Source organism: Bacillus sp. FSL R9-9530 (genome assembly GCF_038008145.1).
GTDB lineage: Bacteria > Bacillota > Bacilli > Bacillales > Bacillaceae_G > Bacillus_A > Bacillus_A mycoides.
Map to the genome: position 1 here is coordinate 4244086 of NZ_JBBOYO010000001.1, position 25411 is coordinate 4269496.

Annotated in this window: 23 protein-coding genes; 12 read left to right on the forward strand and 11 right to left on the reverse strand. The window is 36.7% G+C overall.

Annotated features, from left to right (window positions below):
• The first annotated feature begins 86 nt into the window (after window positions 1-86).
• A complete protein-coding gene (locus MKX66_RS21265) occupies window positions 87-2087 on the forward strand; it encodes a YhgE/Pip domain-containing protein (protein WP_341087089.1) in 2001 nt (666 codons plus the stop codon).
• A 53-nt stretch (window positions 2088-2140) separates the two neighbouring features.
• Here the strand turns inward: MKX66_RS21265 and MKX66_RS21270 are convergent, their stop codons facing one another.
• The 3 genes from MKX66_RS21270 to MKX66_RS21280 form a co-directional block, all read right to left on the reverse strand.
• Window positions 2141-2521 (reverse strand): VOC family protein, encoded by a 381-nt coding sequence (locus MKX66_RS21270; RefSeq protein WP_341087091.1) that lies wholly within the window; start codon window positions 2519-2521, stop codon window positions 2141-2143.
• Between the two features lie 42 nt (window positions 2522-2563).
• Window positions 2564-3721 (reverse strand): acyltransferase, encoded by a 1158-nt coding sequence (locus MKX66_RS21275; RefSeq protein WP_341087093.1) that lies wholly within the window; start codon window positions 3719-3721, stop codon window positions 2564-2566.
• Window positions 3722-3929: 208 nt separating this feature from the next.
• The gene (locus MKX66_RS21280; RefSeq protein WP_002089631.1) at window positions 3930-5147 is read right to left on the reverse strand and encodes a dicarboxylate/amino acid:cation symporter; all 1218 of its coding nucleotides are present in this window, start codon (window positions 5145-5147) and stop codon (window positions 3930-3932) included.
• Between the two features lie 224 nt (window positions 5148-5371).
• On the opposite strand from MKX66_RS21280, the gene MKX66_RS21285 reads away from it, so the two are divergent.
• From MKX66_RS21285 to MKX66_RS21295, 3 genes are read left to right on the forward strand one after another with little or no spacing between them, the layout of a single operon-like run.
• Complete coding sequence (locus tag MKX66_RS21285) at window positions 5372-5674, forward strand: PTS sugar transporter subunit IIB (RefSeq protein ID WP_215590422.1); 303 nt, start codon at window positions 5372-5374, stop codon at window positions 5672-5674.
• A 14-nt stretch (window positions 5675-5688) separates the two neighbouring features.
• Window positions 5689-6990: a PTS cellobiose transporter subunit IIC gene (gene celB / locus MKX66_RS21290; RefSeq protein WP_215590420.1), complete on the forward strand. Its 1302-nt coding sequence runs from the start codon at window positions 5689-5691 to the stop codon at window positions 6988-6990.
• Between the two features lie 9 nt (window positions 6991-6999).
• Complete coding sequence (locus tag MKX66_RS21295) at window positions 7000-7317, forward strand: PTS lactose/cellobiose transporter subunit IIA (protein ID WP_002016162.1); 318 nt, start codon at window positions 7000-7002, stop codon at window positions 7315-7317.
• A gap of 110 nt (window positions 7318-7427) precedes the next feature.
• On the opposite strand, the gene speD is transcribed toward MKX66_RS21295, so the two are convergent.
• Complete coding sequence (gene speD, locus MKX66_RS21300) at window positions 7428-7799, reverse strand: adenosylmethionine decarboxylase (protein ID WP_060749239.1); 372 nt, start codon at window positions 7797-7799, stop codon at window positions 7428-7430.
• Window positions 7800-7826: 27 nt separating this feature from the next.
• On the reverse strand, window positions 7827-8972 hold the full coding sequence (locus MKX66_RS21305; protein ID WP_341087096.1) for a polyamine aminopropyltransferase: 1146 nt from the start codon (window positions 8970-8972) through the stop codon (window positions 7827-7829).
• A 425-nt stretch (window positions 8973-9397) separates the two neighbouring features.
• Here MKX66_RS21305 and MKX66_RS21310 point away from each other — a divergent pair, with 425 nt between their 5' ends.
• From MKX66_RS21310 to chbG, 5 genes are all read left to right on the forward strand, one after another.
• Window positions 9398-9700, forward strand: a complete 303-nt coding sequence (locus MKX66_RS21310; protein ID WP_002089627.1) for a PTS sugar transporter subunit IIB — start codon at window positions 9398-9400, stop codon at window positions 9698-9700.
• Window positions 9701-9716: 16 nt separating this feature from the next.
• On the forward strand, window positions 9717-11024 hold the full coding sequence (gene celB / locus MKX66_RS21315; protein WP_002143765.1) for a PTS cellobiose transporter subunit IIC: 1308 nt from the start codon (window positions 9717-9719) through the stop codon (window positions 11022-11024).
• Between the two features lie 183 nt (window positions 11025-11207).
• Window positions 11208-11531 (forward strand): PTS lactose/cellobiose transporter subunit IIA, encoded by a 324-nt coding sequence (locus tag MKX66_RS21320; protein ID WP_000989054.1) that lies wholly within the window; start codon window positions 11208-11210, stop codon window positions 11529-11531.
• 3 nt (window positions 11532-11534) lie between these two features.
• The gene (gene celF, locus MKX66_RS21325) at window positions 11535-12860 is read left to right on the forward strand and encodes a 6-phospho-beta-glucosidase (RefSeq protein WP_002034744.1); all 1326 of its coding nucleotides are present in this window, start codon (window positions 11535-11537) and stop codon (window positions 12858-12860) included.
• Between the two features lie 51 nt (window positions 12861-12911).
• Window positions 12912-13616 carry a chitin disaccharide deacetylase gene (chbG, locus tag MKX66_RS21330; RefSeq protein WP_341087099.1) on the forward strand — a complete coding sequence of 235 codons (705 nt, stop codon included), beginning with the start codon at window positions 12912-12914 and terminating at the stop codon, window positions 13614-13616.
• 41 nt (window positions 13617-13657) lie between these two features.
• Here chbG and MKX66_RS21335 read toward each other — a convergent pair whose 3' ends face one another.
• A complete protein-coding gene (locus MKX66_RS21335; protein ID WP_215590416.1) occupies window positions 13658-14839 on the reverse strand; it encodes a chromate transporter in 1182 nt (393 codons plus the stop codon).
• 189 nt (window positions 14840-15028) lie between these two features.
• Between MKX66_RS21335 and exsM the strand changes: the two genes are divergently transcribed.
• A complete protein-coding gene (exsM, locus tag MKX66_RS21340; RefSeq protein ID WP_002166452.1) occupies window positions 15029-15442 on the forward strand; it encodes an exosporium regulatory protein ExsM in 414 nt (137 codons plus the stop codon).
• Window positions 15443-15515: 73 nt separating this feature from the next.
• Here exsM and MKX66_RS21345 read toward each other — a convergent pair whose 3' ends face one another.
• The 3 genes from MKX66_RS21345 to MKX66_RS21355 all read right to left on the reverse strand — a co-directional run bounded on the left by MKX66_RS21345 (window position 15516) and on the right by MKX66_RS21355 (window position 20470).
• On the reverse strand, window positions 15516-18194 hold the full coding sequence (locus MKX66_RS21345; RefSeq protein ID WP_088038294.1) for a PRD domain-containing protein: 2679 nt from the start codon (window positions 18192-18194) through the stop codon (window positions 15516-15518).
• A gap of 256 nt (window positions 18195-18450) precedes the next feature.
• Window positions 18451-19188 carry a polysaccharide deacetylase family protein gene (locus tag MKX66_RS21350; protein WP_012261992.1) on the reverse strand — a complete coding sequence of 246 codons (738 nt, stop codon included), beginning with the start codon at window positions 19186-19188 and terminating at the stop codon, window positions 18451-18453.
• Between the two features lie 208 nt (window positions 19189-19396).
• Entirely contained in the window at window positions 19397-20470 is a 1074-nt protein-coding gene (locus MKX66_RS21355; protein ID WP_012261991.1) for a glycosyltransferase family 4 protein, read from the reverse strand.
• 450 nt (window positions 20471-20920) lie between these two features.
• Between MKX66_RS21355 and MKX66_RS21360 the strand changes: the two genes are divergently transcribed.
• Entirely contained in the window at window positions 20921-22291 is a 1371-nt protein-coding gene (locus MKX66_RS21360) for a UDP-glucose dehydrogenase family protein (RefSeq protein WP_215590410.1), read from the forward strand.
• A 75-nt stretch (window positions 22292-22366) separates the two neighbouring features.
• A complete protein-coding gene (gene wecB, locus MKX66_RS21365) occupies window positions 22367-23482 on the forward strand; it encodes a non-hydrolyzing UDP-N-acetylglucosamine 2-epimerase (RefSeq protein WP_002034751.1) in 1116 nt (371 codons plus the stop codon).
• 53 nt (window positions 23483-23535) lie between these two features.
• Here wecB and MKX66_RS21370 read toward each other — a convergent pair whose 3' ends face one another.
• Both MKX66_RS21370 and MKX66_RS21375 read right to left on the reverse strand, forming a co-directional pair.
• Window positions 23536-24663 (reverse strand): LCP family protein, encoded by a 1128-nt coding sequence (locus tag MKX66_RS21370; RefSeq protein ID WP_002016146.1) that lies wholly within the window; start codon window positions 24661-24663, stop codon window positions 23536-23538.
• A 74-nt stretch (window positions 24664-24737) separates the two neighbouring features.
• A complete protein-coding gene (locus MKX66_RS21375; RefSeq protein WP_002034752.1) occupies window positions 24738-25373 on the reverse strand; it encodes a YigZ family protein in 636 nt (211 codons plus the stop codon).
• Window positions 25374-25411: the final 38 nt, after the last annotated feature.

Sequence of the window (25411 nt, forward strand, 5' to 3'; positions counted from 1 at the left end):
TGTATTATACAGTATGGAAAGTGACGTGTATAGTAAATCTGTTAAACCATTCGAAGGGTGTTAAATTAGGAGAAGGAGTATGTTTCATGAAGGGAATTCAACTTATATTTAAAGATTGGAAGGCGATGTGGAACCATAAACATGGACGTATCGCTTTAATTTTTTTATTAATCGTTCCTTTAATTTATTCAGGATTCTTCTTAGCTGGATATTGGGATCCGTACGGAAAATTAGATAAATTACCTGTTGCAGTTGTTAATTTAGATAAGGGTGCTGTGATGGATGAAAAAACAATCCAGGCTGGAGACGATTTTGTTAAAAATTTAAAAGAGAATAAGGAATTGGCGTTTCATTTCGTATCAGAAAAAGATGCTGATGAAGGGCTAAAAGAAGATAAGTATTATATGGTGGTTACGATTCCGGAGGAGTTCTCTAAAAAGGTAAGTACACTAATGGATGAGAAACCAGAGCCGGCGAGGCTGCAGTACAAAGTAAATCCAGGGAAAAACTTTGTAGCAGCTCAAATTGGAACGACAGCTGTTGAAAATATGAAAACAAAAATTTCAAATAGTATTACGAAATCTTATACAGAAGGTGTCTTTTCAAAGTTTCAAGATTTGGCACAAGGGTTGAGTGATGCAAGAAATGGCGCTGAGAAGTTGCACGAAGGAACGACGGATGCAAAAAATGGGGCGAATCAGCTTACAGATGGTATTCATCGTTTAAATGATGGAACAGTGAAGTTAAAAGAAGGAAGTGATAAGCTTGCCTCTAGTCAATCGGCCTTAACTGGGGGAGCAAATGAGCTTAGTCAGGGAGCGACATCACTTCATAATGGTATGGAGCTGCTAGCACAGGGTGAGAAGTCTTTACAATCAGGAGTTAGTGAATTAAGTGCTGGTACAAATGAATGGGTGAACGGAAGTGAGAAACTTGCTGAAGGGCAAGTGAAAGCGGACAATGCAGCAAATAATGTAAAACAACAATTAGAAGAGTACGTGAAAAGTCATCCAGAAGTGCAGCAAGATCCTGCTTTTCAAAAGATCATTGCTACTTCTAACGGATTAGCTAAAGCAACAAACACTTTAAATAATAGCCAACAACAATTGACACAAGGTGCGCGGAAGCTTACTGATGGTCAGCATAAGATTGAGGAAGGCATGAATACATTCGGAGTTAAGTTAAACGAAGCTACCGCTGGAACGAAAAAGATAGCAGATGGTACTTCGAATTTAGCTGATGGATTTACGAAGTGGGGAAATGGATTTACATCATTACAAGAAGGTGTAAATCACCTTGCGAGTGGCGGAACAGAGCTGAATCATGGTGCTGATAAGTTAACGAACGGACTTGTTAAACTTGACGATGGTGCGAAAGAACTTTCTACGAAATTGGGAGAGGGCGCAGAGAAGATAGCGGATGTTCGCAATGATGATGCACGCAATACGATGTTCTCAGAGCCGGTTCAATTAGTGAAGTCGACAGTTTCTGATGTGCCTAACTACGGTTCAGGTATTGCACCATACTTTTTATCACTGGCATTTTATGTTGGCGGAATTATGGCATCGAATATTTTACCTCTTGGCCGTAGACAAAATATGAAGGTAAGCGGAACAGTACATTTTATTAATAAACTAGGATTAGTATATTTAATTGGACTCATTCAAGCACTACTTGTAGATATGGTAGTGTTAGGAGTTATGAAATTAGAAGTTGCAAGTGTATCACTCTTTGTTTTATCAAGTATTGTTATTTCCTTTACGTTCATGACATTTATTCTTATGTTAGTAACGGTATTCGGCATTGTTGGGAAGTTCGCAGCGGTAACGCTTCTCGTTCTTCAATTAGCGACGAGCGGAGGTACTTTCCCAGGAGAGTTAAATATAGCTGTTCTTAGCAAAATTGGACAGTTTCTCCCAATGTCTCATTCTCTTAGAGGATTACAAGATGTTATCTCTTTAGGAGATTGGTCGCAATTACGAATGCAAATTTTAATTTTATTATGCTATCTCGTTGTTGCTGGCGGAATTACATGGGTTACGAGTCATATACAGCATAAGGAAACGAATGCAGAGCAAGTTTCTTAATAAAAGAAGCTATCCGAAAAGATTTTATTATGACCTTTCCGGATAGCTTTTTCTTATTTCTTTTCCATAACTGCAAAGTAGTTATTTTCATTATCAGCAAAGTTGAATGCTCTACCAGTAGGTAAATCTACAACTTGTCCAACTGTAACACTTTTCTCAGAAAGATCTTTATACAGTTGATCTAAGTTATTAGAGAAGAACATAAGTGAAGGGGTATTTAAGTTTAATTCAGGTTGCATCTTCGCAATTAACGCTTTATCGTGAAGGACGATGCTTGTTCCAGCTTCTTTTGCCGGCGCAATTTCAATCCAGCGAAATCCTTGACCGTTATTTTCTTCCGCAACGATTTGGAATCCTACTGTTTTTGTCCAAAATTGTACTGATTCATCTTGGTTATTTACATATAACATAATTTGTCCAATTTGATTAATCATAGGTGTGTCCTACTTTCTTTTCTTATATGAAATACTATTATATCAAATATATGGTTTAAATACTTTTTCATGATTTTTCCGAATGGCAATCTTCGCCCATCTCATATTTGTCGTAGGGGAAGGCCCTGTAATCCACGTATGAAATGGTAGTATGCTGCCAATGACCATTGCTGAAATAGAGATTGTGGTCGTTAATATAAATAGTAATAGGCTATATAATATTGTGTTTTCTTGCAGTGCGAATAAGGAAAGAAATTTTGTACATAGTTGCAAGAAGAAAAAATGAGCTAAATAAGCGCCATACGTGTAATTCCCGATAAAACGTAAAGCTTTATATAAGAAACCACGTCGCTGTACAATTGTAATAGATAACACGTACAGTATCATAATTTCACAAACAATATATAAAAACATGGACGGTTTTAAATAAGTAGAAACCGTTAAATGAATAGAATTGGCGCCGTAAAAACTAAATAACTCATAATTGATGAATAAAAATAAGATGAAAAATAAGATTGTGATAAGCGGAATATGTTTCATGACAAATATACGCCAAGTTTTTAATGATACAGCAGCTATTCCTCCCATGACGAAATAGAATGAGTAGAAGAAGAAGGAACGATCTGTATAATGTAAAATGGTTGAACTAGTCAGTTTCTCTCCATTAAAAATGTAGTGAGAAGAGTACCACATTAAGAAAAAATATAGACAAGCGAAAATGGTCATATATTTATATATGTCTTTTTTATTTTCTGTTCGTTTTTGAAACCAATAAAATAGTGTGCATAGTAAAGGGAACAATAAGTGAATTTGGAACATCATAATAACGTACCAAAGATGAGGTGCAGCTGTTCCGAGTAATAAACTTTTTATTCCGCCTTGTAGTGTAATGACATCGTTTGTTGTTAATAGGTAAAGAATAGACCAGAAGAAATAAGGAATGAGTAAATGTGCGGCTTTTTCATAAATATATTCTCTGTAAACGAGTTGCTTCGTATATAGCCGAATTAAATGGAAGCCGACGATAAATATGAATGCAGGCGCTGAAAATTTTGCAAGATTAAATAGCATGCCCATAATGAGGGATTGCTCGAGTAAGACATTTCCTTGATTCATTGTATATAATAAGGAACTTTGCAAAACGACAGCAAGAAATGCAATGCTTTGCAAAACTTTAAATTCTGGTGCGCTTTGTGTCATCGTGTCCATCTCCTTTTCCATACATGATTATAGTACGGAGAAAGGATGAAAGGTGTGGAATATTTGTGAAGATTATAACAAATTTGTGGCGGGATGGGATTATATTAACGCTTTTGCTAATATATCTATCACAACTTCAAATATATCGATTCACTGACAAATGACAACAAAAAGAGGATGCTCAAAACGAGCATCCTCTTTCTATATATTAAGCAAATTTATTTTTGATCCAGTTTTTACCTTCTACAAGGCGAGCTGTCATTACGGCACAAGCGTTATCTCCTGTTACGTTTAACACTGTTGCAGGAGGATCGATGATTGTACTAATTGCTGCGATAATTGGCAATGCTTCTGGTGGGAATCCGTATAGAGAAACGATTAACATTTCACCAATCATACCCCCGCCTGGAATAGCACCCATTACTGTTCCTACTAATAGAGAAACGACAAGTGCAATTGCTAATGTTTTCGGTCCTTCGAATTCCATGTTGAAAATACCGAATAAGAAAGCAATTTTCAATACCCCGCCTAAAACAGATCCGTCTTTATGAAGTGTAGATCCAAGAAGGACAACTGTTTCACGAACGTCAGAAGAAATACCCATTTTCTTCGTTGCTTCTAAGTTCGATGGAATACTTGCGGCACTACTACAAGTTGCAAGTGATGTAACTGTAGGAGAGACCATGTTCTTCCAAAATATTTGTACACCTTGTTTGCGACCTGCAAGGTACGCATAGAATGTAAAGAATACAAAGAAGTAAATAAGAGAAGCTGGATAGTATACCATTGCTGCTCGGAAGTAAGTTCCAAGAAGTTGTGGTCCGAATTCACCAACTAATGCTGCGAAGTAGGCAGCTAGTCCGATTGGAGCGTAGTACATAATGAAAGATACGACTTTCATTGAAATTTCTGCACCAGCTTGTAGGAATGTAGCGAATGGTTTCCCTTTTTCACCAACTGCTGAAGTTGCAACCCCCATTAAGATAGAGAAGAAAATAAGAGCTAGCATGTTCTCGCGAGATAGTAACTTTGAAAAGTCTGATACTGTTATGATACCAACAATTTGATCAGCAACACTAACTGCTTTTTCAGCTTTATCAGGCTGCGTTAGTTCTAATACAACACCTTGTGCTGGCGGGAATACTTTCACGATAATAATCATAAAAATAGCAGCTAAAATACTTGTAAATAAGAAAGTTCCAGCCATACTAGACATAATTTTACCGAAACGTTTTAATCCATCCATATTAGCAATAGATGACGCGATGCTAAAGAACACTAACGGTACAACAATCGTAAACATTAAGTTTAAGAAAATGTCACCAAGCGGCTTTAAAGCAACTGCATCGGCACCCATGAAATAACCAATGAAACCACCAATTAGGATAGAAGATAATAAAATAAGCGGAAAGCGATATGCCTTCATAAATATATCCTCCTATCGATTATAAAAAATCATACTGAATCATTATAGCGAGTTAGAGACTTCTTTACTAGGAAAATACGGATAGATGGAATAGCGTGAAAACCGAGAAATTTTTGTTTTTAAGCTCGGCATACAGTTAGAAATCTAGACATATATATTTGTAACCTAGTGGTGGCAAGGGCTACACCATAACTTAGGTTTGGAAAAAGGGGGAGGGGAGCGAGATGAATATTTTACTTTGCTGTGCAGCGGGAATGTCTTCCAGTTTGATTGTTACAAAAATGGAGAAAGCAGCAGAGGCAAAAGGGATAGAGGTAAAGATTTGGGCGGTATCAGGTTCAGAAGTGCGAAATCATATTGATACTGCGGATGTGCTTTTGCTTGGACCGCAAGTACGTTATTTATTACCGAAAATGAAAGAATTATGTAAGGAGAAGGGAATACCTGTTGATGTCATTCAATCCGTCCATTACGGACTTTGTAATGGAGAAGCTATCTTGCAAGCAGCTTTGTTAATGAAACCATGAGGAGTGTGGGATAGATGATAGGGTTTTTAGAGAAATATGTGATGCCAGTGGCAGGAAAGGTTGCAGAACAGAGACATTTGCAAGCGATTCGTGATGGAATTGTTTTAACGATGCCTTTCTTAATTATTGGATCATTTTTCCTTATTATTAGTGCATTACCAATACCAGGATATAATGATTTTATGGCAGGAATCTTCGGAAAGAATTGGAATGTAGCATTAGGGTACCCAGTGGGGGCTACTTTTAATATAATGTCTTTAATAGCTGTTTTTGGAATCGCTTACAGATTAGGAGAACAATATAAAGTAGATGCTTTAGCGGCAGGTGCATTGTCACTTGTAGCATTTTTGCTTGCAACACCATTCCAAGTTATGTATATGATACCAAATACGAAAGAAAGTATACTTGTAGATGGAGTTATACCAGCTGCGTTAATGGGAAGCCAAGGGTTGTTTGTAGCGATGATTATTGCAATTATATCTACTGAAATTTATCGATTTGTTGTACAGAAAAAGATGATTATAAAGATGCCAGAGACAGTTCCGCCAGCAGTAACGCGTTCATTTGCTGCGCTTATTCCAGGCTTTATTGTTGTGACGGTTATTTGGATCATTAGATTAATTTTTGAACATACGACTTTCGGTAGCATCCATAATGTTATAGGAAAGCTTTTACAGGAGCCTCTTAGTGTACTTGGGGCTAGCATTTGGGGTGCGATAATCGCAGTTATCATTGTCCATGTACTTTGGGCGTGCGGAATTCATGGAGCTGCAATTGTTGGTGGTGTAATGAGTCCGATTTGGTTGTCATTAATGGATCAAAATCGAATTGCATTTCAGGCAGGGCAAGATGTACCGAATACGATTACTGCACAGTTCTTTGATTTATGGATTTATATGGGCGGTTCTGGTGCAACACTTGCTTTAGTTGTAGGAATGTTATTATTTGCGCGAAGTCAGCAATTGAAAAGTTTAGGGCGATTATCGATTGCACCAGGTATTTTTAATATTAATGAAATGGTGACTTTCGGTATGCCGATAGTAATGAACCCGCTTTTACTTATTCCATTTATACTTGTACCAGTTGTTTTAACGATTGTTTCTTATTTTGCAATGGAATGGGGATGGGTTGCACGTCCGAGCGGAGCTGCTGTACCTTGGACTACACCTATTCTTTTTAGTGGATATTTAGGATCAGGCGGGAAAATTTCAGGGGTTATTTTACAGCTCATTAACTTTGCACTTGCATTTCTTATTTATTTTCCATTCTTAAAAATATGGGATAAACAAAAAGTAGCGGAAGAAAAGGGGGAGTAAAGAACTAAAATGGATACGATAGAGACGAAAGCTTTTCACTTAATTTTGCATGGTGGTAATGCGAGAAGCTGCTCAATGGAAGCAATTGATTGCGCAAAGCGCGGTGAATTTCAGGAAGCAGAAGCGAAACTACAAGAAGCTTTAAATGAATTGCAAGAGGCGCATCGCTTACAAACAGAGCTCATACAGAAAGAGGCTGCCGGGGAAAAAACCGAAGTTACCCTTTTGATGGTGCATGCACAAGATCATTTAATGAACGCAATTACAGTGAAGGAATTGGCGAGTGAGTTTGTAGAATTATATAGGAAGATGTCGGTGGATGAATGAACCTTGCTTATGCGAGGTTTTTTTATGTATGTGTCCGTACCATCAGTGGAGTGTTTGTTCCACTGATGGTATTTACAATCCTCCTTTTTACGGATGGGTAAGAGTGATAATTAATCGGCAGTAATAATCTCTCCTGTACCACGAATTAGTTTTTTTATATGCATCTCATTTGGTCTTAATATACTTACGATATAATTAATCGCTATTTGCGGTTCAACGGTCGTACCGCACGTATAACAGTCGATGGCTGCAAAGTTTTTTTCTGGATAAGTGTGAATTGAAAGGTGGCTTTCGGATAGTAAAACTAAAACAGTAACGCCATGCGGATCGAATTCTTTTGTACTTACGTTTAAAATATGGGCACCAGAGCAATCTGCAGCGTTAACTAAATGATATTCTAAAAAGTGAACATCATCTAATAGGGAAAAGTCCACTCCCCATAAATCTACTATTATATGCTTACCAAAAGTAGAATATTCCATAGGGTAGCACTCCTTACTATAATATTGTCAAAACTCCATTTCCTTTTTGTAACATTGATGTAGGATAAGATTCGATTCTGAGTTTAAAAGAGCGAGATTACGTTGTTCTAAATGTTCTTCTTTAAATTGAAACAAAGGAGAAAGAAGAGAAGGTAATGTTCGAGGAGTTGGTATTACATATAATTGCTCAATTTGATCGAGTACATAGGCAGAATTAGCAGCAATATGAAATCCCCAGTCAGTTCCGAAAGAAGGAACGATTGTATGATAACTTTTCACAGTTAATCCAGCATGTTCAATAGTGTTACCGATGCTCCAATATACTAGAGGTGCATCAGCAGGTGAATTAGATTGGCAGACGAACGCACCATCTTCTGTTAAAAACGTAGCTATACGAGCAAAAAGTTCGCTTGTATATAAAGTACTTAATAACTCTGTCGCTGGATCAGGAAAATCAATAATGATTACATCGTATAAAGATGAAGGTGAATTTAGAAATTCTTTTGCATCGCATACGTGCACGTTCACGCGATTATCAAAAAAAGCGTTTTTGTTTAAAGATACTATTTCTGGAACATTACGTGCCATATTAATCATTGCCTCGTCTAAATCAACAAGGTCTACGTGTAGCACAGTTTCATATTTCAAAACTTCTCGTAAGGCAAGACCATCGCCACCACCTAATATGAGAACACGCTTTGGATCACTTACTTTTGCCATAATCGGATGTACAAGCGCTTCATGATAAATTTGCTCATCAACGGAGCTGAATTGTAGTTGCTTGTCCAAGTATAAGCGAACATCGTTTACTTGGACTAAATTAATATTTTGATAATTACTCTTTTCTTCAAATAAATTCGTATGTTCACCAGCTTGTATTTCCTTTAGAGAAATTTCATCCCACACATCTAAGCTGTGTGAATCTGTGGGTACTATAATTACATTTTCCGATTGTACTTGCTTATCGTCTTCATCCTCGTCGTGTTTATCTGGTTCGTCGTGTTTGTCAGGTCTGTCTTGTTTGTCAGGTCTGTCTTGTTTATCTTCAGTGTCCTGTCGATCTAGTGTATCCGTGTTGGAATTTAATTCAGAATCCTCTTCTTGTTTATACCATTTATTTTGAACCTGTATTCTATAAATCTTCATTCTCTTCTTTTTTCTATGCTTTGGCATTGGAATCCCCTTTCAAAATACTTTATTTTATTCTATTCTATGTAATTTAATAGAGTTTGACTGGACAATAACTAGACGAGTGTTTTGAATAGGTATTTGTTTTGATTTGAGTTGAAATATTATATTTTTTGGTACTATATTTTCGAACTTTTAAAAAAATTAGTGTTTTTTTGTTTTAAATACAACTAGACAACTAAACACTAATCTATTTTCATACAGTTATGTGTTAAAAGTGAGGTGTTTTATAACACACTGTGTGTTTTTTTGGGGACACACTAATTGAAAGCGGTAACACACAAAGAAATCACTCGAAAAAACGCTGATTTTAGGCGTTTTGAAAAGTTGGCACGGTAATTGCATTAATAAATAGCGTAAAGAAAAATAAAAAACATAAATTTTTTATACCACACAAGGGGGATTTATAAATGAATATTTTATTATGTTGTTCAGCAGGGATGTCTACAAGTTTACTAGTTACAAAAATGGAAGCGGCTGCAAAAGCTCGTGGTCTAGAAGGTAAGATTTGGGCTGTATCTGGGGATGCAGTAAAAAACAATATCGATCAAGCAGACGTACTATTATTAGGACCGCAAGTTCGTTACATGCTTTCTACAATGAAAACGCTTGCCGATGAGAAAAACGTTGGAGTCGATGTTATTAACTCAATGCACTACGGCATGATGAATGGAGAAGCAGTTTTAGATCACGCATTAACACTAAAAAAATAATTAGGGGGGAAGCGAAATGCAAAAGTTTATTGCATTTATGGAGAAGTATTTAGTTCCAGTCGCAGGAAGAATCGGATCGCAGCGTCATTTAGTTGCAATCCGTGATGGTTTTATCGCAGTTATGCCTCTTATTTTAGTTGGATCGTTTGCAATACTTATAAATAACTTGCCAATTGATGCATTCCAAAAATTTATGAAGGGTGCATTCGGGGACGTTTGGAAAGATATCGGCGGTGGTATGTGGGCAGGTTCCTTCGCTATACTCGCCCTCATAGTCGCGGTAGGGATAAGTTATAATTTAGCGAAATCTTACGGTGTAGACGCGTTGTCAGCAGCAATCATTACATTCGGTGCATTAATTATTATTTCTCCGACAACGCCAAAAGAAGGCGGTATTGATTTAGCTTGGACAGGATCACAAGGTTTATTCGTTTCCATAATTGTCGCCCTTCTTGTAACGGAAGTATTTCGATTCTTTGTTCAAAGAGATATTACAATTAAAATGCCAGATGGTGTTCCACCAGCAGTAATGAAGTCATTTGCAGCGTTAGTACCAGCATTCGTTATTTTAATTGTAACAGCAAGTATTCAATTAGCGGTGAAATTAGCAGGTACAAGTATTCATAAAATGGTATTTGAAACAATTCAAGTACCATTACAAGGTTTAGCAGGTACATTACCAAGTGCAATTATTGTTGCTTTACTTATTCATGTATTATGGTTCTTCGGATTACATGGTCCTAATATCGTTGGTGGTATTATTGACCCAATTTATTTACCAGCATTAGAAAAGAATATTAAGTTATTTAACGATGGTATGTCTGCATATGACGTACCGCATATTTTCACAAAACCATTCTTTGATGTATATGTATACATCGGTGGATCAGGTGCGACATTAGCATTCCTAGTAGCAGTAATGCTTGTTGCGAAAAGTGCACAGCTTCGTGGTGTAGGCCGTGTATCTATCGGTCCTGGTTTCTTCAATATTAACGAGCCAGTTATTTTCGGTACACCAATTGTATTAAACCCAGCGTTAATCATTCCATTCGTACTTACACCAGTTGTATTAGTTATTACTTCTTATACAGCAATTTCCTTAGGATGGGTACCAAAAACAGTTGCTTTAGTTCCGTGGACAATGCCACCAATCTTTAGTGGTTATCTTGTAGCGGGCGGAAGCATTGCTGGTGCTGCATTGCAGCTAGTAAACTTTGCAATCGCGGTAGTAATTTACTATCCATTCGTATTAATGTGTGACCGTACGTACGTACAAGCTTCAAAAGATGCTGCAAAAGGAAACGACAATTCAGTATCACTTTAAAAAGTATTGTTCTGACGAGTTTTTATAGCTCGTCAGAACAACTAACTTTTATATCATGTTCAAAAAGATGAAACCCATCTACAAGAACACCAAACTATCATTCATAAAATAATAATTTAATAGAAATGTTCAAACTGAAAGGGTATTTAAATCGGTTGAACCATAATAGAGAGGGCGGTAATTATGATGACTACAGCAGAACAAATTCCATTCCAATTAATTTTAAATAGTGGTAATGCACGAAGCTTTGCAATGGAGGCACTGCAATTCGCCAAACAGGGGAAAATGGCAGAAGCTGATGAAGCGATGGTAAAGGCGAAAGAAGCGATTAATGAAGCGCATCATTTCCAAACAGAGCTCATACAATCAGAAGCAAGAGGAGAAAAAACAGAGATTAGTGTTCTTTTAATTCATGCGCAAGATCATTTAATGAATTCTATTACGGTAAAAGAATTAGCGGCAGAATTTATTGACCTTTATAAAAAGCTAGAAGCGAAAGGGGAATAAAGCATGACTGGAATTAAAATTGCTACAATCGGCGGTGGCTCTAGTTATACACCAGAGTTAATTGAAGGGTTTATTAAACGTTATGACGAGCTTCCTGTTCGTGAAATTTGGTTAGTAGATATTGAGGCAGGAAAAGAGAAGTTAGAAATCGTTGGTGACTTAGCGAAACGTATGGTGAAAAAATCAGGTTTACCAATTGATATTCATTTAACACTTGATCGCCGTGAGGCATTAAAAGATGCTGACTTCGTAACAACGCAGCTTCGCGTTGGTTTGTTAGAAGCACGTGCAAAAGATGAAGCAATTCCATTAAAATATGATGTAATTGGTCAGGAAACGAATGGTCCTGGTGGTTTGTTCAAAGCGCTGAGAACGATTCCTGTTATTTTAGATATTTGTAAGGACATGGAGGAATTATGTCCAAATGCATGGCTTATTAACTTCGCAAACCCAGCTGGTATGGTAACAGAAGCTGTCCTTCGTTATACAAACATTCAAAGAGTAGTTGGTCTGTGTAACGTTCCAATTGGAATTCGTATGGGTCTTGCAAGATTACTTGAAGTAGATGCAAGCCGGGTACACGTTGATTTCGCTGGTTTAAATCATATGGTATACGGATTAGATGTATACTTGGATGGCGTAAGCGTAATGGATCGTGTGTTAGAGCTTGTAACAGATCCAGAAAAGCAAATTACGATGGAAAACATTGCTGCGCTTAACTGGGAGCCAGACTTTATTCGCGGTCTTCGTGCAATTCCGTGTCCATATCATCGTTACTACTATAAAACACGTGAAATGTTGGAAGAAGAGAAAGCAGCTTCGATTGAAAAAGGTACACGTGCAGAAGTAGTAAAACAATTAGAAGATGATTTATTCGAGCTATATAAAGACCCAAATTTAGATATTAAGCCACCACAATTAGAAAAGCGCGGTGGAGCTTATTATAGTGACGCAGCATGTAGCTTAATTACGTCTATTTACAATAATAAAGGTGATATCCAGCCTGTTAATACACGAAACAACGGAACAATTGCAAGCTTGCCACATGATTCGGCTGTTGAAGTGAACTGTATTATTACGAAAGAAGGTCCAAAACCAATTGCGGTCGGAGATCTTCCAGTACCAGTTCGCGGTTTAGTACAGCAAATTAAATCATTTGAGCGCACAACAATTGAAGCTGCTGTTACAGGGGATTATCATAAAGCGCTGCTTGCTATGACAATTAACCCACTTGTACCATCAGATAAAGTTGCAAAACAAATTTTAGATGAAATGTTGGAAGCACATAAAGAACATCTTCCACAATTCTTTAAGAAGATAGAGAAATAAGAAGCGGCGCTGTTTAGCCCGCTTTTTTTAATTCTAGTAGGAGGTATTGCGATGATTAAACTAATTGTAAATGCAGATGATTTCGGTCTTACGGAAGGTACAAATTACGGAATTATTGATGGACATAAAAACGGGATTGTAAATTCAACGACGATGATGATGAATATGCCAGGGACAGAGCATGCCGTACGCTTAGCGAAAGAGTATAAAACGTTAGGGATAGGAGTTCATCTCGTATTAACGGCAGGAGAACCGCTTCTTAAAGACGTTCCATCACTTGTAAGTAGCGATGGATTGTTTCATAAACAAAGTGTTGTATGGGAAGGAAATATAAATCCAGAAGAGGTAGAAAAAGAATGGGCTGCTCAAATTGAGAAGTTTTTATCTTACGGATTAACACCAACTCATTTAGATAGTCATCATCACGTGCATGGATTACCGCTTTTACACGACGTTCTTGAGAGATTAGCAAGTAAATATAATGTTCCAATTCGTCGTTGTGAAGAAGAGCGAGCGGTGCGCCCATTTTCAGATGTGTTTTACAGTGACTTTTACGCTGACGGTGTGACGGAAGATTACTTTGTGAAGTTAAAGGAAAGAGTGCAGGACGAGCAAACGGTAGAAATTATGGTGCATCCAGCTTATATTGACCCAGAGCTTGTGAAGCGTTCTTCTTACGTAATGGATCGCGTGAAAGAGTTGCGTATTTTAACGGAGAGCGAGTTGCCTGAGGGAATGGAGCTTGTGAAGTTTTAATAGAAAAAACGACGGCTAAATGGGGCCGTCGTTTTTTGTGCTTACAAAATGGATAGAACATATCCACCGAAGGCCCCGATTATAACGATAACCCAAGGTGGTGTTTTCCAAAAAGCGAGTAAGCAAAATAGAAGAGAAGCAAAAACGAAATCTACAGAATTCATAATTGTACTCGTCCAAATTGGATCATAAAAAGCTGCAAGTAAAATGCCGACAACGGCTGCGTTTACTCCAAGTAGTGCACCTTGTATGTAAGATACTCTCCTTACACTGTCCCAAAATGGTAAAACGCCAACAACGAGCAGGAAGGCAGGAAGAAAGATAGCGATCGTTGCAACAACTGCTCCGGTGGTTCCATTTAGCACTGCTCCTATATAAGAAGCGAATGTAAATAGTGGCCCTGGCACTGCTTGTGTTAATCCGTATCCAGCAAGAAATTGTTCTTTTGTCATCATCCCGTTTTGTACAAACTCACTTTCAAGAAGAGGAAGTACGACATGTCCTCCGCCAAATACAAGTGCACCAGAGCGATAGAAGCTGTCAAATAAAGAGATGAAATAAGAGTATGGTCGTAACATCGGTAACAGTATTAATAGTCCGAAGAATAAGACGAGACAAGATATGGCTACCATTTTTGAAATAGGTACATTTATTTTATGAGCTTGGCTAACTGGCTGGCCACGATATAAAAACCAACCGATGAAACCAGATACTATAATGAGAATTACTTGTGTCCAGCTACTTGGCCATAATAGGGCGATTGCGGCAGTTGCAATTGCGATTGTTGCACGGTTTCGGTCTGGTGTTAACTTTTGAGCCATTCCCCATATTGCATGAGCGACAATTGCGACCGCTACAAGTTTCAGTCCGTGAATCCAGCCAGTACTTCCAAGCTCGAATTGGTTAAGAAATGAAGCGAAGAAAACTAAAACGAGCACAGATGGGAGAGTGAATCCGATCCATGAAATAATGGCTCCTAATAATCCGCCGCGTAATAAGCCAACTCCCATACCGACTTGGCTGCTAGCAGGGCCAGGAAGGAATTGACATAGCGCTACTAAGTCTCCGTAACTTCGTTCATCCATCCATTTTCTTTTTTGCACGTATTCATGATGAAAATAACCAAGATGGGCGACGGGACCACCAAATGAAGTAAGTCCTAATTTAAATGATACGAGAAAAATCTCTATTAATGATTGGAAAGAGTATTTATTATTTTTCAAAATTTCCTCCTAGACTGTTTTTCTAAGTGCATTATACAAGAGGGAGTAAAGCAAAAGAAACGATTTTAATGTAAAGATTGTGTGAATCTTTTCTTCGTAATTAAAATTTGAAAAAGTCATAAATGATTATGTCTAAACCATAAAGTAGTAGAAGTAGTGCTGGGAAATTTATATGAGGAGAATGCCCGTATGACAACACATTTCTTTGCTAGGTTAACAGGGAAGAGGGAAGTACCTCCTGTAAATACAGAAGCTTACGGTGTAACAGAGCTCATTTTTAGTGAAGATTTAAAGAAGTTGCAATATCGGGTCATATTAAAAAATATAAAAAAAATCACGTCATGCCAAATTCATTTAGGAAAAGCGAATCAAATTGGTCCAGTTATTTTAAGTTTGTTTGGTCCGTTAGAGCAAGGGATTAGTGTGAATGAAGGAGTCGTTACTGGTGTAGCTAGAGTAGAGGATTTTGAAGGGCCTTTACAGGGGAGAGCATTTGACAGCTTGTTTCAAGAGATAATGCAAGCAAATGTATATGTAAATGTTAATACGAAATCTAATAAAAAGGGAGAAATAAGGGGGAGAATAAGGGAAGTAAAGAAGTAAGCGAAAAGGCTGTCCAAAAAACATTTTGGAACAGCCTTTTCTAATTATATAGAGTGCTACAATATCGCCTAGTTTAATTTTTTACAGGCTGATTTTTAATGAAGAAGTCCATTATATAAAATACTTCGTCATCTGGGATTTGTATTTCAAATGTATTTTCAATAGGTTGCAATGCTTTTTTCACTTTCATATACATCCAGTACTCATCTTGTCTTCGTTTCTCTTTATCAGGATGAGGGAGGAGACTTTCACCTTTTTGAAGACGGTCAACCATGCAGCTCATATGCAAAATCACACCCATTAAACTGTCGGGAGTTAGCTGTAAAGAAATCAATTCTTGAATTGTATTTAATGCATAACGAATTGTTTTAATAAGTAATGCTCCATCGTTACGCTGCATTTGTTGTTCAAGAATATCAGCCATTTTTGCATATGTTTCTTCATACGTAATCAATTCTTGAATTGGTTGAATAGCTGTGTAGTTCACAATGTCTTGGAAATGATATGTTAAGCAAGGTATTTGCATATCGAAATTCGTGACGATACAAATGATATTACGCTCTTTTTTTATGTTCTCGATCATTTTCGTTAAATCTTTTTCATGAACGATGCTAATCGGAATAATTTCAATTAAGTCTTTATCAAAGCGTAAATAGTTTTCTAACATTTTTTGAATTGCTAAAGCACTTCCTTCGCCGGTTAAACAAGCTGTTAAAATCACGGATTTCATTGGCGATAGTGGCTTTTTCTTTTCTTCCTGTACGTTTAAATAGAACGGCGTTAAGTTCTTCACTGTTTCGTATAGTGCATCTAATGAATAGCCAAGCTGAGCTTTTCGAGCTGCTTCTAGTGCGTGTGGTGTACTCGTCATGGAAAGAACACGTACAGGGATTTTGAATTCAGTTTCTAATATATCACCAATATAAGCGAGAGATCCCATATCAACAAGTAAAAGAAGCCCGTTTACATTTTGAAGTGTTTTCATATACACTTTAACACGCTCTAAGAAGTCTTTTGGTGATTCATGCAAGGGCATATCGATACCAGTTACTTCATCAATACCGAGAAGTTCGTTTGCAACGTTTGCCATTTCTGTTGCGATGCCATTACCGTGTGCTAATATTAATACTTTTACTTCTGTTTGTGAGGCAGGAATTGGATCAACAACGAAGAACATTGTTAAAAAGCCAGCTTCATCAATAGGTATTGTTATTTGTAATTCTTCTTCTAATAGCTGAATACATTGCATAGCTACGGAAAAAGCTTCTTTATATTTCGTACGAATTTGATTTAATTGTGGGTGGTGAATTTGTTTCCCGCCCTGTAAACGTTGTAGAGTTGTCTGTACATGTAAACTTAAAGCGAGAAATACTTTTTCATCGAAAGTTTTAGATAAATATTTTTCAGCTAGTTCCGCAATTTTTTCACATACGGAAACGATATTACGATCCACAATTTTAAAAACATTTTCATGACTTGTTTTTTTAGATATTTGGTTAAAGTATTGGACGAAAAAGCTTTGAATATCATTTTCTATTAGTAATTCTAATTCTTCCTCTTCAATGCCGCGTGCTTGAAGTTCTTCATATTTATAATCAATATAATCGTAAATAGAAGAGCGACTTCCTTCGGGTTTTATTGTATGTTTACTCCAACCTTCATCACCTGTAAATACAAATGTTTCATTTGGTATTTGATATAGATGACGGCTCTTTCTTTCAATAAATAATCCTTCTTTCATATACCAAGGTAAATCTGTACTTGAAACACAGACAGAATCACGTTTTTTTGTTACGAAATCAGAATAAGCTTTCGCACAGGCAATTTGTACGTCCGTTTTCAATTGACCGATGTTATTTGGACAATTGTAAAAGACGAAAGCACGCATTGTATTTGGACTAACATGAATCTCTTTCCTTAGACGAATTGCTTCGTTTGTGAAAAATAGTTGCAGTAAAGCAAACCGTTCTTTATGTGTTCGCTCACGAAGTGGTGGAAGCGTAACGGTCATCGGAATACGTCTTGTAAATGTTTTTAATAAAAATGAATTTGGTTCTTCGGTTGTTGCAGTAATAATCAACACTCGTGCCTTACGTTCATTTTCCGTTTCTCCAAGGCGGCGGTATACTCCGCGATCAATAAATGTGAAGAGCATCTCTTGTCCTTCTGGAGGAAGGCGATGTACTTCATCTAAGAAGAGGATTCCTTCATGTGCTTTTTCAATTAACCCTTTTTGATCACTGGCACCTGTGTAAGCTCCTTTTTTTATCCCAAATAACTGTCCAAGTAGTAGTTGTGGATTGTTTGCATAATCAGCACAGTTAAAGACGATAAAAGGTGCATCTTTTGGAAGTTGTTCCACTTCAATTGCGTATTCGTGCATTAAAGAAGCGAACATCGATTTTCCGACACCTGTTTCTCCAAGTAGTAAAGTATGCATACCGTTTGGAGGATAGAGAATAGAAGCTTTTGCTTTTTCAATTGCAATTTTTAGGCTTGTATTTTCAATAGCAAATGTATCTAATGAAGTGCCCTTTGTTGAATGCGTTTCCAATGAAGTGTTCGTTTCTATATAAAAACGGACAGGGCGTGTAATCGTTTTTAATAAACGATTATCTTTCACAAGCTTGTTTAAATCGCTACTAACATTTGCACGGTCTAGCTGTAGAAGTGTAGCGAGTTCTGATGCTGTTATACCTTCTGTATAATTCCCTTTTTGTATTGCGTTAAAAATGAGATCTATTCGTTTCATTTCTATTCACCTCGAAACTTCATCACTATTTAAAATTCTACACAAAAATGAGAAGTGTGGGAAGAGAAAAATAAAGTGAAACTTTAATCAGTGGGGTTTTTGTTCATTCCCACTGATTATTAGCCTTCACCAATCGGGCGTTTACGGGCAGTTGATCTCCCACCAAACTTCTTTGTTCCAGCTGAATTTTGAGGTGGGAGTCTTACTGCCCGTTAACGCGGGGTAAAACAGCTTTAGTACATAGGCACTAAAGCTGTTACAATCTTGTGTCTTTCCAAAAATTCACTTCGAGATGGGAAGATGGATTGTAGGGAAGTAGTTTATATCCTTGTGAGTGTAAATAATCAATTACTTTTGGGAGTATTTGCACTGTGACACTAGAATCATGCATTAAAATAACCTCTACTTGTTCATCGCTTTGATTTCGTACCCTTTCTAGTATTGCGGAAGGATTATCATAGCTTTTCCAGTCATATGTATCAATTGTCCAATCCCACATTTTATACTGGGCAGATACGAGTGCGTCACGGTAATTCTTTTTTAAGTAAGGCATGCTACCGTATGGGACCCGAACGAGATGTGTATTTAAATGTGTAACTTGCTGGACAATGTTTTGGGTTTGCTCCATTTCTGCAATTAAAACAGATGGATCGCCAGTATAAAGACGTTTTACATCATGCGACATACTATGGAGACCGATATAATGTCCATCTTTAATCAATCGTTCCATCGTTTTTTTATAATGTGGCACCTTTCCGCCAATAACGAAGAAAGTTGCTTTTCCGTTCTTCTCTTTTAAAATATTTAAAATTTGTGGTGTGTACTTATTTGGTCCGTCATCAAATGTTAAGTACGCAATTTTTGTTGTAGGAGAGGTAGTTTGAGTACTTTGGTAATCTTTTACTTGAATGTCTGTAGTTGCTTTTGTATTCGATGATGCGTACATAGTAATAGTTAAAAATAAAATTATACATTGAAGTAATCGCTTGATCATAACATTCACCCTCAGTTTGACAATCAAGATGTAAAAATGAAAATTTGATACTTTTTTCGTTATACGTATATCTTTCTCCAATAGAGGCACTCTCAAACAATCTATATTTTGGAAATGGGGAATAAGGATTAAAAAATAAAAAATAGCATCCTCTTATGAAAAGAGGATGCTATTTGAATATTTCATAATAGTAAAGGCTATACTACAATTAGTCTTCGCGTTTTTTCACTTTTTTATAGAAGGAAATAATTGGTTTGTAACGTTCGTGTACAAGACCGATTACTTCAGCAATGATTTCTGTAAAGAAGATTAAAATGAAAAGAAGAATAATGGATAACCATAATGTTGCACTACTGAAAATAATTGCATTTACACTAAAGAAAATACCCAATGCGTAAATAATTAGTACCGTTTTACGATGAGAGAATCCCATTGCAAGCAAACGGTGATGTAAATGCGATTTATCAGGTGCTGAAATAGGCTTTTTATTTACGATACGGCGGATAATTGCAAATGTCGTATCAAATATAGGTACACCTAAAATAATGATTGGAACGATAAAACTGAATAACGTTACGCTTTTGTATAATCCAAGTAACGATATAACAGAAATACAGTATCCTAAAAATAGTGCTCCTGTATCTCCCATGAAAATTTTTGCTGGATGGAAGTTGTAGAATAAAAATCCAATTGTACTTGCTAATGTAATCAGTGCTAGAGGTAATATAATAGCTGCTCCAGTACCCCATGGGCTAGTGAAGGCCATATATGCTAGCGTTGCAAGTACGATAGATGAAATCCCTGCGGATAATCCATCTAATCCATCAATTAAGTTGATGGCATTTGTAATACCTACAATCCAAAATACAGTAATTGGATAAGCAAGCCATCCGAGTTCAGTATCTCCGAAAATTGGAATATATAATACTTGCACTAATAATCCACTTTTGACAATCATGATGGCAACTAATAGTTGTCCACCGAATTTTACCCTCGCAGATAGTTCGTACATATCATCTAAAATCCCGATGATAACAATGATGATAGCACCTAAAGTTATCGATAACATTCTTTGTTCGTACAATCCACCGACAACAAATCCTACGGCTACACCGATGAAAATTGCTAACCCGCCAAGACGAGGCATAATTTTTTGGTGTACTTTACGCGCATTTGGCTTGTCTGTTGCTCCTATTTTGAAAGCTAATTTAATAACTAAAGGAGTAACGACGAGTACAGTGATGAAAGATGCCAAAATGGCATAAATCACTTGTGAGTCCATTAATACCCCACCCTTTATAGTTTAACGTAATTTTTTCAATCTTATTTATCTGAAAATTATGATGTTTATTTACAGGCTCATAACATATGGTATCACAAAAAGATTAGAATTCAATCTTTTTTTCTTTTGGCTGTAAAGGGCAGTGAATAGAATATATGACAATTGGATATGGAATGTTGTGTCCTTAGAGAAGGTTGATCTCATATTGTGTCTTGTAATATGACATTGTACTCCCCTCTCATATAGCGATGACTTTTGTTTCAGTATTATAAGTGTTGCACGTAAAATGAGTAAGTTCCGTGTTAAATTGTGGGAATTTACATTTTGTATATATTGCATCATTTAACTTTACAAAATCTTAAAAAATAATAAAAAAACGATTCATATAATAAAGAAGTGAAAGAGTTTTCTCATTTTTAGTGTGAGAGGGGGAAGCGCAGGGGGAGTTCTATGTATTCGTATATTTTCTTATGTATATTCCTGTGCAAAAAGAAAATGAAAATTACGATAATAGGTACCGGATATGTTGGATTGATTACAGGAGTAGGATTGGCGAGATTGGGACATTCAGTCACATGTTTCGATATAAATAGTGGGAAAATTGAACGGATTAAACAAGGCGAGTTACCTATTTATGAATGTGGATTAAATGAATTAATAAATGAAGCATACGAGAATAATCATTTAACTTTTACAGCAAGTAAATCAGCGGCATTTAATGATGTAGAGTTTATATTTATTGCAGTTGGAACGCCATCTTTATTAGATGGAACAGCAGATTTAACGTATATTCGTAGTGCTTGTGATGATATTGGAACATATGTGAATAACGATATTATTGTTGTTACGAAAAGTACGGTTCCTGTAGGGACAAATGATGTAATGAGAGAATGGATTGAGGATAAACTACAAGGTAGACATGAATTATGTATTGTATCGAATCCAGAGTTTTTAAGAGAAGGTTCTGGTATTTATGATTTTTTTCAGGGTGATCGTATCGTAATTGGAGCATGTAGTGAAGAAGCTGCAAGGAAAGTAGAGAATTTGTACAGTAAATTAAGCTTACAAACGTATATTACAGATATTCGAAGTGCTGAGATGATTAAATATGCATCTAATGCTTTTTTAGCTACGAAGATTAGTTTTATTAATGAAATTTCTAATATATGTGAGCAAGTGGGTGCAGATATAGTAGATGTAGCTACAGGGATGGGGATGGATAAGAGAATTGGTGCATCTTTTTTAAATGCAGGCATCGGATATGGAGGATCTTGTTTTCCAAAAGATACGAAAGCGCTTGTGCAAATTGCAGGGAATGTTTCTCATGATTTTCGCTTGTTGAAAGCAGTCATTGAAGTGAATAATAAACAACAGTTGTTGTTAGTTAAAAAAGCGAAGAAAATTATAGATATGAAGAAGAAGCAAATTGCGGTTCTTGGTGCAGCATTCAAACCGAATACTGACGATATTAGGGAAGCGCCATCTCTTATTATAATAGAAGAATTAATTAATATGGGTGCGGATGTGGTTTTATATGACCCGCAAGCTATTCAAAATGTAAGAAGTTTATTTGGAAATACGATACGATACGCTGAGTGTATAGATGAATCGATTAGAGAGGCGCATGCAGTTTTTATCTTAACAGAATGGGAATCAATTCGAAATTATCCGCTAGAAAAGTATGCACAGCTTATGAGGGAACCTATTCTATTTGATGGGAGAAATTGTTATACTAATGAGGATGCCGAGAAGCATGGATTAGATTATTACTCAGTTGGGCGAAAAGACGTCTGTAATAGTAATGTTTCTCAGGCTCGTTAAAAAATGTATTTTCACATGCATATTTTTATATGCGATAATAGAAGTTTTAACTAGTGAAAGAAAAGAGGCAATGAAATGACTGAACGTTTAAAAGTAATGACAATTTTCGGGACACGACCAGAAGCAATTAAAATGGCCCCTCTTGTATTAGAGTTGCAAAAGCACCCAGAAAAGATTGAATCAATTGTGACTGTAACAGCACAACACCGTCAAATGTTAGATCAAGTATTAAATATCTTTGGAATTACGCCAGATTTCGATTTGAATATCATGAAAGATCGTCAAACGTTAATCGATATTACAACACGTGGTTTAGAAGGTTTAGATAAAGTAATGAAAGAAGCGAAGCCTGATATCGTACTTGTGCATGGTGATACAACGACGACATTTATTGCAAGCTTAGCTGCTTTCTATAATCAAATTCCAGTAGGACATGTTGAAGCAGGACTTCGTACATGGGATAAGTATTCTCCATATCCAGAAGAGATGAATCGCCAACTAACAGGTGTAATGGCGGATCTTCATTTCTCACCTACAACAAAATCAGCAACGAACTTACAAAAAGAAAATAAAGATGAGTCACGCATTTTCGTAACAGGAAATACAGCGATCGATGCACTGAAGACAACTGTAAAAGAAACTTATAGCCATTCGGTGTTAGAGAAACTTGGAAATGATCGTCTTGTACTTATGACAGCACACCGTCGTGAAAATTTAGGAGAACCAATGCGCAATATGTTCCGTGCAATTAAGCGTCTTGTTGATAAGCACGAAGATGTACAAGTTGTATACCCTGTTCATATGAATCCTGTTGTTCGCGAAATAGCGAATGATATTTTAGGCGAGCATAGCCGTATTCATTTAATTGAGCCGTTAGATGTAATTGATTTCCATAACGTTGCAGCTCGTTCATACTTAATGTTAACTGATTCTGGTGGTGTACAAGAGGAAGCACCATCACTAGGTGTGCCAGTCCTTGTCCTTCGTGATACGACGGAACGCCCAGAAGGTATCGAAGCAGGTACGCTGAAATTAGCAGGAACAGATGAAGAGACAATCTTTGGTCTTGCTGATGAGTTGTTATCTGATAAAGAAGCTCATGATAAGATGACGAAAGCATCTAACCCTTACGGCGATGGTCGTGCATCTGAGCGTATTGTAGAAGCGATTTTACAACACTTTAAGAAGTAACAACAATTGCGTGAAATAAAAAGAGCCAAATCGTATACGATTTGGCTCTTTTTTTATTCATGATTCCTCATAATCCACTCTGCATGAGCATTTGTAGAAGGGGGAGGAGGCGGTGGTGTTTTGTTCTCACTCGGCTCCTTCTTTGCTTTTGCGCTGGAGTTAGAATTTGAATCGGAATTTGTATTCTCATTTTTCGTAGTCTCTGTTGGAACTTTTGCTTTTTCTCCTATTTCCTTTTCAATTTCGTTACGTACAGTCTCTACACTGATTGGATCTGGAAGGAAGTAATAAATACCGCCAATTTTTCTGTCTTCTCCTTCAAGTTTTAACGTTTGTATTGTAGAAGGGTCGAATCCAGAGATTTTATTGTAAAGAGCAAGTCCGTCTGAAATAGGAATATCGGTTTTTATATATTTTCCAACTACCTTTGTTAAATCTTTAATTTTAAATACGGTAGAAGCAGAGTTTAGCTTTTGGGCAACAGCAGCCAGTACTTGTCTTTGTCTAGCAGCTCGACCATAATCACCGTTAGGATCTTGCTTTCGCATACGGACGTATGCGAGTGCTTCTTCACCATTTAAGTTCTGTTGACCTTGTTTAAATTGGATTTTTTTATAGTAATCCACGTCAGAGCGTTCCCAGAAATCGAAGGGGACATCAACGGTAATACCGTCAACAGCATCAACGATACCTTTAAATCCTTGGAAATCAATTTTAATATAATGATCAACAGGAACTTTTAAAAACTCTTCGACGGTGTCGATTGCCATTTTTTCTCCACCGTAAGCATGGGCAGCGTTAATTTTGTCTTCTTTATTTTTGCCAACAATCTTAACACGAGAATCGCGTGGGATACTCATAAGTGAAACCTTTTTTGAGTTGGGATTAACTGTCGCGAACATGAGTGAATCTGTTCGGCCGTTTTGACCATCTGTTGCGTAATCCTCAATACCCATAATTAGTATTGTGAAAGGTTTTTTTGTGATTTCCACATCTTCTGCTCGTAATTTAGATTTTTCACGGCTAAATCCACTGTACATCCCCATGAGAGAAGTGTAGGAATTTAACATATAAAGTCCTACGCTACCAAATAAAAATGCGAAAATAAGAAAGAAGAAAAACTTTCTTCTACGTTTCTTTTTTATTCTGCTATTTTGGAGATGATAATAACGTTCTTCCATATATAATCTCCTTAGTTCATTTGTAGGGAATTAATTCACTACATTAATCTTTAAAGGCGATACGTTAGCTATTCTTAGATAACACCTTGTTCTAAGTACAACATATCTCCTTCTTTAATTGTACACTTCCCGTTTGTTAATTCAATCATCCAATCTGTAAATGTTTGTTTTCGATTTTCTTCTACATACGTATCGAATGTGACGTTTTCTAGATAATGTATATCTTTAATGTTATATTCTGAATTACGTAATTCATTTTCAACTTTGCCAAGCAATGTGTAATCAATTTCTGTTTCCATAACGCGCATTAGTTTTCGCTCAACAACGCCTACGTGATTAAGTCCTTCACTTGTACATTTTCCATATGCGCGAATTAATCCACCAGCACCAAGTTTAATGCCACCAAAATAGCGCGTGACGACAACGACAGTATCCTTTAGACCTCGCTTTTTTAATACTTCTAACATAGGTACACCAGCTGTGCCGCTCGGTTCGCCGTCATCGTTTGCCTTTTGAATTTGATCTTGTTCACCGATTAAATATGCGGAACAATTATGTGTTGCATTCCAATGCTGTTTTTTTATTTTTTGTATAAATGCTTGAGCTTCCTCTTCCGTTGTGGCGCGATTCACATAGCAAATGAATCTTGATTTTTGAATCACAATTTCGTGCTCTCCATAGCCTTTTATTGTTAAATATTGTAATAACAATGGTATACGCCCCTATCTTTCAAAATAACTAGTACTTT

What these genes read in the sequence shown, in the direction of transcription:
- MKX66_RS21305 (WP_341087096.1), bottom strand. Translation starts at nt 8,972, where the DNA reads ATGCCAAAGCATAGAAAAAAGAAGAGAATGAAGATTTATAGAATACAG.
- MKX66_RS21280 (WP_002089631.1), bottom strand. Translation starts at nt 5,147, where the DNA reads ATGAAGGCATATCGCTTTCCGCTTATTTTATTATCTTCTATCCTAATT.
- celB (WP_215590420.1), top strand. Translation starts at nt 5,689, where the DNA reads ATGATAGGGTTTTTAGAGAAATATGTGATGCCAGTGGCAGGAAAGGTT.
- wecB (WP_002034751.1), top strand. Translation starts at nt 22,367, where the DNA reads ATGACTGAACGTTTAAAAGTAATGACAATTTTCGGGACACGACCAGAA.
- chbG (WP_341087099.1), top strand. Translation starts at nt 12,912, where the DNA reads ATGATTAAACTAATTGTAAATGCAGATGATTTCGGTCTTACGGAAGGT.
- celF (WP_002034744.1), top strand. Translation starts at nt 11,535, where the DNA reads ATGACTGGAATTAAAATTGCTACAATCGGCGGTGGCTCTAGTTATACA.
- MKX66_RS21320 (WP_000989054.1), top strand. Translation starts at nt 11,208, where the DNA reads ATGATGACTACAGCAGAACAAATTCCATTCCAATTAATTTTAAATAGT.
- MKX66_RS21295 (WP_002016162.1), top strand. Translation starts at nt 7,000, where the DNA reads ATGGATACGATAGAGACGAAAGCTTTTCACTTAATTTTGCATGGTGGT.
- MKX66_RS21360 (WP_215590410.1), top strand. Translation starts at nt 20,921, where the DNA reads ATGTATTCGTATATTTTCTTATGTATATTCCTGTGCAAAAAGAAAATG.
- MKX66_RS21265 (WP_341087089.1), top strand. Translation starts at nt 87, where the DNA reads ATGAAGGGAATTCAACTTATATTTAAAGATTGGAAGGCGATGTGGAAC.
- celB (WP_002143765.1), top strand. Translation starts at nt 9,717, where the DNA reads ATGCAAAAGTTTATTGCATTTATGGAGAAGTATTTAGTTCCAGTCGCA.
- MKX66_RS21350 (WP_012261992.1), bottom strand. Translation starts at nt 19,188, where the DNA reads ATGATCAAGCGATTACTTCAATGTATAATTTTATTTTTAACTATTACT.
- MKX66_RS21275 (WP_341087093.1), bottom strand. Translation starts at nt 3,721, where the DNA reads ATGACACAAAGCGCACCAGAATTTAAAGTTTTGCAAAGCATTGCATTT.
- exsM (WP_002166452.1), top strand. Translation starts at nt 15,029, where the DNA reads ATGACAACACATTTCTTTGCTAGGTTAACAGGGAAGAGGGAAGTACCT.
- MKX66_RS21310 (WP_002089627.1), top strand. Translation starts at nt 9,398, where the DNA reads ATGAATATTTTATTATGTTGTTCAGCAGGGATGTCTACAAGTTTACTA.
- MKX66_RS21355 (WP_012261991.1), bottom strand. Translation starts at nt 20,470, where the DNA reads ATGGACTCACAAGTGATTTATGCCATTTTGGCATCTTTCATCACTGTA.
- MKX66_RS21370 (WP_002016146.1), bottom strand. Translation starts at nt 24,663, where the DNA reads ATGGAAGAACGTTATTATCATCTCCAAAATAGCAGAATAAAAAAGAAA.
- speD (WP_060749239.1), bottom strand. Translation starts at nt 7,799, where the DNA reads ATGGAATATTCTACTTTTGGTAAGCATATAATAGTAGATTTATGGGGA.
- MKX66_RS21345 (WP_088038294.1), bottom strand. Translation starts at nt 18,194, where the DNA reads ATGAAACGAATAGATCTCATTTTTAACGCAATACAAAAAGGGAATTAT.
- MKX66_RS21270 (WP_341087091.1), bottom strand. Translation starts at nt 2,521, where the DNA reads ATGATTAATCAAATTGGACAAATTATGTTATATGTAAATAACCAAGAT.
- MKX66_RS21285 (WP_215590422.1), top strand. Translation starts at nt 5,372, where the DNA reads ATGAATATTTTACTTTGCTGTGCAGCGGGAATGTCTTCCAGTTTGATT.